The following is a 7995-nucleotide window of genomic DNA, read 5'->3' as shown; positions in this document are numbered from 1 at the left end:
CGCAAACTCCCGCAATCACAGGCGTAGCGGGAAGCCCAGCTCCCGCTACAGAAGCAGTTCCGGGAGGCCTAATCTCACCCCACCAAAAACACCAAACCCCGCATCAGCGGGGCATGGGAGGTTGAAGTTCCTGGGTTGAAGTTCCTGGCTTAAAGGGCCTCTGCCCTAGCTCCGCTTACCATACCACTAGCCTCTCGCCACCAGCAGCAAGCGTCAATGCCTATGTTTCATGCCAATAAAAACCCGCGTAACCGCGGGTTCTTTATTGCGCTGAGATGAATATCCCCGGCTTTTTATTCCGTCCACAAGAACTGATCATTATCCGTTTTCATAAAGAAGCGCCCATTCTTGTCTATCTTCAGCGCCCGTATGCGGTATTCACTCAACACAGGTTCTGCATAAACCAAACGCTCCCCCTCCTTACGCATATACAGCAGGCTATTAGACGCCATGCCAGAGACAAAGAAGCCATTTTCCCAATATTCGTTTTTGCCCGTCTTGGGGTATTTGGCAATCGCGCCTACGCCTACCGAAGGTATAAACACAAATGCTGGTTTCTCAAAATTCTCATGCGAGTTGTAGTGATTGCCGTAGTAATTACCCATGCCTTCACGCTCATACAGGGTGCCGTAGCTGACCACGGGCCAGCCATAGTTTTTGCCCTGCTTGATCAGGTTGATTTCATCGCCGCCTTTGGGGCCGTGCTCGGTTTCCCATAGCTCGTTGGTCTCGCGGTCGAAATACAGGCCACCTGAAGGTGAGCGCAGGCCAGAGGCGTATACCTGGGCGCTGAAGTCCTTGAGGTTGATTTTGATCATTTTGCCCAGCGAGGTGCTGGGGTCTTGCACGCCATCGGGTTTGGAGAAGTCGCCTATGCTGAGGAACATGGTGCTGTCATCGGCCCCAAACACCAGTTTGCCGCCTACCTGGTGGCCGAGGAAAGGTTCTTTTACTGCGGGATGGCTAAGGTAGATATCACGGCGGAAGCTAAGCTCGCTGTTTTCCTGATCCAGCTCAAAGGCAGATACCGCCAGCCTGGCGCCATTGGCTTCGGCATCCCAGGTGGTGTAAGCCACATAAAGGGTATTACCTAATAGCAGAGAGTCTTTGACCCCGGCCAGTTCTTTACAGTAGACCAGGCCATCATGGTCGTCATCCAGCTTTTCTTCACGTTCTTCGGCATTGGGCTTGCTCAGCGGCTCAGCCTGTTTGGTGATCTCGAAATCGCTGTTTTCGTTGATACGGGTGAAGTAGACATCACCACACTTGGTGATAAAGAGAAAACGCTTGTTACCTAATATCTCAAAAGGCCCGGTGGGGTATTGATCGCTGAACGGTAAATCACGCACTTCAACATCTTGCGTACCAAAGATGGAGCTGATTTTGACCTGACGTGGTTCTGGCACCATTTCATCCACATCCACCTTGGCAAAATAGCCCTGGCCATAGGGCCACCATTGCATGTGGTATTGATAAGCGCCTGCCAGAAATAACAAGCTGGCCACCAGAATTGCCAGCAATACCCAGAGAAGTTGTTTGAGCCTTTTCGGTACAGTCATTGACGCTGCCTTATTGATATTGGGTTCGAAAGTGGAATTTCTGCAGCAGAATTCCCTTTAAACAGACAGAGCCATGAATAAAAAGTTGCTAGAGCGCGACAATGACCTGTCGCGCAATTATATGCTATTGCCGCGGGGCCACATGCCAGCGATTGCTGCCCGCTATTTTGGCTTCATACATGGCCTTGTCCGCCTTTTTCAGCAAGGCATCGGCGGTGACAGGCTCAGAGCCTGTGAGTGCAATGCCCACGCTGGCCGAGACATGCAGGCCACCTTCTACCGGGCGTGATAACTCTTTCACCAGTTTTTCGGCAATGCGCACGGCATCTTCTATGCCGTGAATATCTTCCAGCACCACCACAAATTCATCGCCACCCAGACGCGCGGTAACATCGCTGATACGCGTGATCTTGCGCAAGCGTGCGGCCACTACTTGCAGCACCAGGTCACCCGCTGCATGGCCGTAAGAGTCGTTGACCTCCTTGAAGCCATCCAGATCTATCAGCAGCACCGCCACCACGGAGAGATCACGATCGGCACGCGCGATGGCGCGTTTGAGGCTGTCATTCATCAGGGTGCGGTTGGCCAAGCCCGTGAGTGAATCGTGCAAGGCCATATAACGCAGCTCGCGCTCCTTGTGGCGTAGCTGAGTATTCACCGCCTCTATCTCCTTGGTGCGCAAGGCCACGCGTTCTTCCAGCTCCTGCTCGGATTTGATCAGGGTATCCACCAACTCTTGTTTGGCATTGAGGGTGTCACGCTGCGCCTGTTCTTTTTCCTTGCGCATGATGGTGATGCGGTCTGCCAGTGCAAATGACAGCATCAGCATTTCAATGGCCGAGCCTATTTGCATGGAATAAATGGTGAGCGGATTGGTGGCAAGCCAGCCCAGATTGCGCAGGCCCAGCACCAGCACCCCGGCCAACACCGCGCCCCAGGCCAGCAGAAAATAGAAGGCACCTGGGTTGCGACGCAGGTAGGAGCTGACCGCCACCAGAGTGACATAGAGCGAGAACACCACGCCAGACACCGAGACGGTAATGGCAGCCACCTGATAAGAAAACACCAGCGGCGAGAGAAACACCAAGCCAAACCAGACAGCAAAGGCCAATATGCCTTTATCCAGCCGCGGGAAGTTGCTGCGGGTGTTAAGGAATTGGCGGCTGAACAAGGCCCCAAACAAGCCAGTGGCCGCCATGCCGCAAGGTAAAGCCAGATTGCCCCAGGCAGGCCAGTCTGGCCAGAGAAACTGATTGCCTATGCCATTGAGTGAGGCCTGGGCAATGATCATGCTGCCAACAAACGCCACGTAGAATAAAAACACGGTTTCGCGCGTGGAGAGGTAAATCAGGAAGTTGTAGAAGAACAAGGCCAGCAAAGCGCCGTAATACAGGCTTAGCAGTGAATAAGCCTGCTGGTCATGCGCGTGCAGGGCTTCAACCGCCCACAGGTTGATGGGCATGGTCAGCGTGCCTTCCGACCTGACCTTGAGGTAAAGCGTATGCTTGCCTGGCGTCAACGATAACGGGAACACCATATGCCTGTGCGGATAGGGCCGCTGCGCGAATGGGTAACGGTCTCCCGCCACCTGCTTCTGGTAGTGGCCTGTTTCATCGGGGCTGAAGACTTCCACCAAATCCAGCGAGCCAAATGCTACTTCCAGCAGCCATTTCTCAGGGGCATCCTGACTCACCTCCACTGGCAGCACAAACCAGTAACTGGAGTGGGAATAGCCCAGATTGGTGCTGCCACTGCTATGTTTCAGCGGCTGCCAGGCACCTGGCGTTTGCAGTGATGGCAGGCTGCTGAGTGTGAGGGTATGGCCACGATCTTCCAGCACCCAGAGTTTTTCGGCGGTGCTGATTTTTTGCTTGTGCCCATCCAGCCGCAAGGTGGGCAGGCTGTTGCTTTCCGCACTTTCCACTTTTTCGCTGGCATGGGGGAAGAGCTTATCGTCAAACTCACCTGCCGCCAGGGCATGCCCGGCCCAGAGCAAGGCCAGCAAGACCAGGCCAGGTCCGCGCAGGAATTGGGTAATGGCAGCGATCATGCTCATGGAGTGGTGACCTGTCCTTGCTGGAAGCGTTGGATAAACTCAAACAGTTGCTGTGCTGGCAGCGGCTTGCTGAAGTAATAGCCCTGGGCGGTATCGCAGCCCTGCTCACGTAGGTAATTCAGTTGCGCCTCGGTTTCCACCCCCTCGGCCACCAGCCCCAGGTCGAGAATCTGCGCCAGGGCTATGGTGGCGGTACAGATAGCGGCATCGTTGGGGTCGGTTTCTATATCCTTGACGAAGGAGCGGTCTATCTTGAGGCGGGTCAGGGGTAAAAGCTTGAGGTAACTCAGTGAGGAATAACCCGTACCAAAGTCATCAATCGCCAGCGCCACGCCCTTGGCCCTGAGCTTTTTCATGCGTGAGATGGTCTTCTCTGGGTCATCCATGGCCACGCTTTCCGTGATTTCCAGCTCCAGCGTGCCGGGCTTGATGTCATGGGTGGCCACCAGGTGATCAATCAGGCTGAACAAATGTCGTGACTGCAACTGCCGCGCCGAGATATTCACTGACATGCATAGTTCATCCAAACCCTCGCCGCGCCACTTGCTGATTTGTCTGCAGGCTTCCTGCAACACCCACTCGCCTAGCGGCACAATCAGGTTGCTATCTTCGGCAATGCGGATGAATTTATCCGGCTGCACCATGCCCCATTGCGGATGATTCCAGCGTATCAGCGCTTCTACGCCCGTGATCTGGCCGCTGGCAATATGCACCTGCGGCTGGTAGTGCAGCTCAAACTCCTGACGGAACAATGCCTGGCGTAAGTGGTTTTCCAGGCGCAGGCGCTCGCTGATTTGCTCACGCATTTTTTCGGTAAAGAACTTGTAGTTGTTCTTGCCATGCGATTTAGCCTCGTACATGGCGGTATCCACATTTTTCAGCAGGCTGCTGGCATCGTTGCCATCCACAGGGTAAATGCCTATGCCTATGCTGGAAGATGAATGCAGCTCATAGCCTTCAATCAGGTAAGGCCGCGCCAGCTTGAGCAAAATGCTTTCTGCCAGGCTGCCTGCCACCTGCGAGGCGTGCTCGTTCACCAGCACCACCACAAACTCATCGCCACCCAGGCGCGAGACAATGTCACGTGGATTAATTGCCGTCATCAGGCGCTTGCCCACCTCCACCAGCAATTGATCGCCCACCGCATGGCCCAGGGTATCGTTGATGATCTTGAAGTTATCCAGATCCAGAATCATCACCGCCAGGCTTTGCCCCTGCTTCAGCAGCGCCTCCAGCCTATTGTAGAGATCCATGCGATTAGGCAGGCCAGTCAGGGTATCGCGCAGCGCAAGGTCCTGAATCCGCGCCTCGTTAGACTTACGCTCGCTGATATCGCTAAAGGTATTGATAAAGCTGCTGGGCTTGCCGCTTTGGTCTAGCACCGCTGTCACCGTCAAGGCCACCGGGAATACATGGCCGCCCTTGTGCCGCGCGTGAATCTCGCCTTGCCAAACCCCATGCTGGCTCACGGCCGCATGCACTTTGCGCTGATCTTCGGGGGTTATATTCTCGGCGGTAAGAAAGCTCAAAGGCATGCCCAGCAGCTCTGCTGCGGTGTAGCCAGTGATTGCCGTCACCGCCGGGTTCATGCCTATGACATCATCACGCGGGCTGGTAATCAGCATGCCTTCATTGGAAGAATTAAACACGCTGCGTGCCAGGCGCGATTCCGCATCGCGCTGGCGTAGCTGCTGAATACTGCGCAGCCAGACATAAGCCAGCGTAGAAAGTATCAAGGCCAGAATGCCGCCTATCATCAACACCCAATTGACGGGCTGGCTCAACTGGCCCCAGCCAGCCGTAGGCATGCAGGCCAACTGCCAGTTGGTATGCTCACCCAGGCTGATATCGAGCAAAATCGGCGAGCGGTCAAATACATCCTGCTTGCGACGATCATTTCGGTATTACCCTGCTGATCAAAGCGGCGTAGCGCGTAGCTGATATTGCTATCGTCCGCGCGGAACCCTGCGGCCTTGAGCAGGGAATCAAGATCAAGCACTACCGAAGCCGCGCCCCAGTAAGACTCACCACCTGCCGGGTTGGGCACAAAAACTGGCAATCTATGCACCAGCCCACGCCCGCCCTGCACCAAATCTATAGGCCCCACCAACTCTGGGTGGCGCGATTGCTGCATATCACTGACACTACCCAGCTCTTGGTCTTGATAGCGCAAGCCCAGCAGGTTTTCGTTACCCGCCAGTGGGTAGACATAACGCACGACGTTATCTGGTGCCATGGTGATGGTGCGCAGATGGCGGCCATAGTGCACCAGGGTAGCCACCAGCAGATTGAAATTATCAGCGTTGAATTTTGGATTGGCCACCACATAGGTAGCCAGCCCCAGGCCCAGATGTACCGAGCTGTTGAGCTCGCCCTCAAGGCGCGCGCGCATGCCTGCGGCCACCGTGGCTACATAGGTGCGTTCTTCCTTGATACGCACCTGCTGCTCGACAAAACCGACATAGCCGGTCACCCCAAGCAGAAAAATGCCTATCATGATGCAATCAGCAGGGGCGAATAGCGCCGCCAGAACTCCCCTGAGATTCCCAATGGATTGGTTTTATTAGCAAACATGGCACTTATAAATGAATTATGTAGATTTAAAGCCACGCCAACGTTTATTCACACCACACCCTGCATACCCATCAGCGCCTGAAAAAAGACAGCGCCATAAAAGCAGGTTCAAGTCATCAAGCCACTGAATGCATTATGGAAGAAATCAAGAAAAAGTGATAAAAATAATACAGGTTTTTATCGGACAATAGTCCACTTGGCCTATTCTATGCTTGTCACCAAATATCCATAAAGCGGAAATAGAGGCAATCCCAGGCTTAATTTGCCTTGAGTGACCGCAGTTGATGAATGAAAACGGCAGTGACTACCAACTGCCACTGCCGTTGCGCTAGCTACAATGTCATTGCCATGTGACGGGAATATTCTCGCAGCTAGCTAGCTGCTTGAAATATTGCTTATGCCCCACACTCACTACTGCCAGACATAACCCAGGCTGAAGATCAAAGCACTATCTGCGCGCTTTCTATCATCCGCAGGCGTGCGCGCCCAATCCAGGTTGTACTGCACGGTGGCGTTGAAGTTGTTGATGATAGGGAAGCGCAAGCCAGTCTTGGTGAACACCAGGGTGTTATCCAGATTATCCAGGCCTAGCAAGGCCTCATGCTCGTGGAAAAACTGCGTGCTGCCACCAAAAATGCGCTGGTCATACTTGAGCGCCCAACGTGCACCCGGGTATTTCTCGTTTTCTTCATCGTAGTAATTCACGGTGACGTAGTTCAAACCGCCTTCGATGAAAAGGTTGATCTCAGGCTGTTCATACACCTGATAACCGCTACCAATACCGGTAGTGGTACGCAGCTTGATATCGCGGAACTTGTCGTTTTCCAGCGTGTTGTTGGCGTAGACATACCACTTGTTATTGATAAAGCGGTCCAGCTTGACCGAGGAGCGGTTGTTGAACTGGGTGTTTTCACCATTATTGGTGGCGCGGTTGACCACCGCCGCCACGGTCAAACGATGATTGAGCGTACGTGCTATCGATTCACCATCCAGACGCAAGGTGGTGGTATCGGTATTACCCTGAGTGATGGAGCCACCCAGATTGATACGGCCTGTCCAGTTGACGCCTACCCCGGATAATTCAGGGGTGGGATTGATATACTTAAGGTCAGACAAGGCAATTTCGCGCTCTTCATATTGCTTGTTCTTGTCGTCACCATCTTCATCCAGCGGCACTACCTTGATGGTGGCCTTGCCGGAATCAAAACTTTCCAGCGGCGTCTTGATATTGCTGCGGTCAGTCAGCGTCACGGTCAGTGGCTCATCGGTCTTGATCGCTTCAACTTCAGTCCAGGAGATTTGCAGATCTCCCGCGTACTTGGTGTTGAACACCACTTTATCGGTGAATTTCTTGATGACCTTACCAGTCAGCACATCACCATTTTTCATGCGAATTTCATCGGCCATTGCGCTCATGGCGGCAATGCCGCCACTGGTCAACAACAAACCTGTCATCGCCATTTTTATATATGACTTGTTATTCAAAACTCGCTTCCTTTCTGCCTGCAGACCGTAGTCTGCCTGGGCGTTAGCTTGGGCATGATGCATGGTGGAAATACCATGACTGACATTACACATGATTTACTGATACCGACTGCCGGGGGCTGAAAACCAGCCTGTTCACAACAGCGCACACGCCATAATTGCCAAACCCGCTGGCAAACTCAGCGTTGCAAACTATTGCAAGCTCCCCCCGAATTGAATGCTTTCCTGGCCAGGCATGGCTGGAAAGCTGATTGAATGTACTGCTTAGAATGCACGCCTCACTTGCAGGCTTGGCATTTATTCTATTATTCAACCCTGATC

At 53.6% G+C, this 7995-nt stretch carries 5 protein-coding genes; all 5 read right to left on the bottom strand.

Annotation, left to right across the window (positions count from 1 at the left end; all coding sequences use genetic code 11):
- Positions 1-293: 293 nt before the first annotated feature.
- Positions 294-1559, bottom strand: coding sequence for a PQQ-dependent sugar dehydrogenase (locus tag JCM2850_RS09315; RefSeq protein ID WP_025871391.1), 1266 nt, complete (start codon positions 1557-1559; stop codon positions 294-296).
- Positions 1560-1683: 124 nt separating this feature from the next.
- On the bottom strand, positions 1684-3615 hold the full coding sequence (locus JCM2850_RS18315; RefSeq protein ID WP_025871389.1) for a diguanylate cyclase: 1932 nt from the start codon (positions 3613-3615) through the stop codon (positions 1684-1686).
- Positions 3612-5471: a putative bifunctional diguanylate cyclase/phosphodiesterase gene (locus tag JCM2850_RS18310; RefSeq protein WP_051525345.1), complete on the bottom strand. Its 1860-nt coding sequence runs from the start codon at positions 5469-5471 to the stop codon at positions 3612-3614. Before JCM2850_RS18310 ends, JCM2850_RS18315 begins: the two co-directional genes overlap by 4 nt.
- Complete coding sequence (locus JCM2850_RS18305) at positions 5396-6112, bottom strand: CHASE domain-containing protein (protein ID WP_051525344.1); 717 nt, start codon at positions 6110-6112, stop codon at positions 5396-5398. The genes JCM2850_RS18310 and JCM2850_RS18305 overlap by 76 nt, the downstream gene beginning before the upstream one ends.
- Positions 6113-6600: 488 nt before the next feature.
- Positions 6601-7674, bottom strand: a complete 1074-nt coding sequence (locus JCM2850_RS09300; protein ID WP_234406184.1) for a DUF481 domain-containing protein — start codon at positions 7672-7674, stop codon at positions 6601-6603.
- Between the last annotated feature and the right edge of the window lie 321 nt (positions 7675-7995).

The sequence above is a fragment of the Methylobacillus glycogenes JCM 2850 genome, assembly GCF_000617925.1.
GTDB lineage: Bacteria > Pseudomonadota > Gammaproteobacteria > Burkholderiales > Methylophilaceae > Methylobacillus > Methylobacillus glycogenes.
The sequence above is the reverse complement of the archived record's forward strand: the minus strand, read 5'-3'. Positions and strand labels throughout refer to the sequence as shown.

What these genes read in the sequence shown, in the direction of transcription:
- JCM2850_RS09315 (WP_025871391.1), bottom strand. Translation starts at nt 1,559, where the DNA reads ATGACTGTACCGAAAAGGCTCAAACAACTTCTCTGGGTATTGCTGGCA.
- JCM2850_RS18315 (WP_025871389.1), bottom strand. Translation starts at nt 3,615, where the DNA reads ATGAGCATGATCGCTGCCATTACCCAATTCCTGCGCGGACCTGGCCTG.
- JCM2850_RS18305 (WP_051525344.1), bottom strand. Translation starts at nt 6,112, where the DNA reads ATGATAGGCATTTTTCTGCTTGGGGTGACCGGCTATGTCGGTTTTGTC.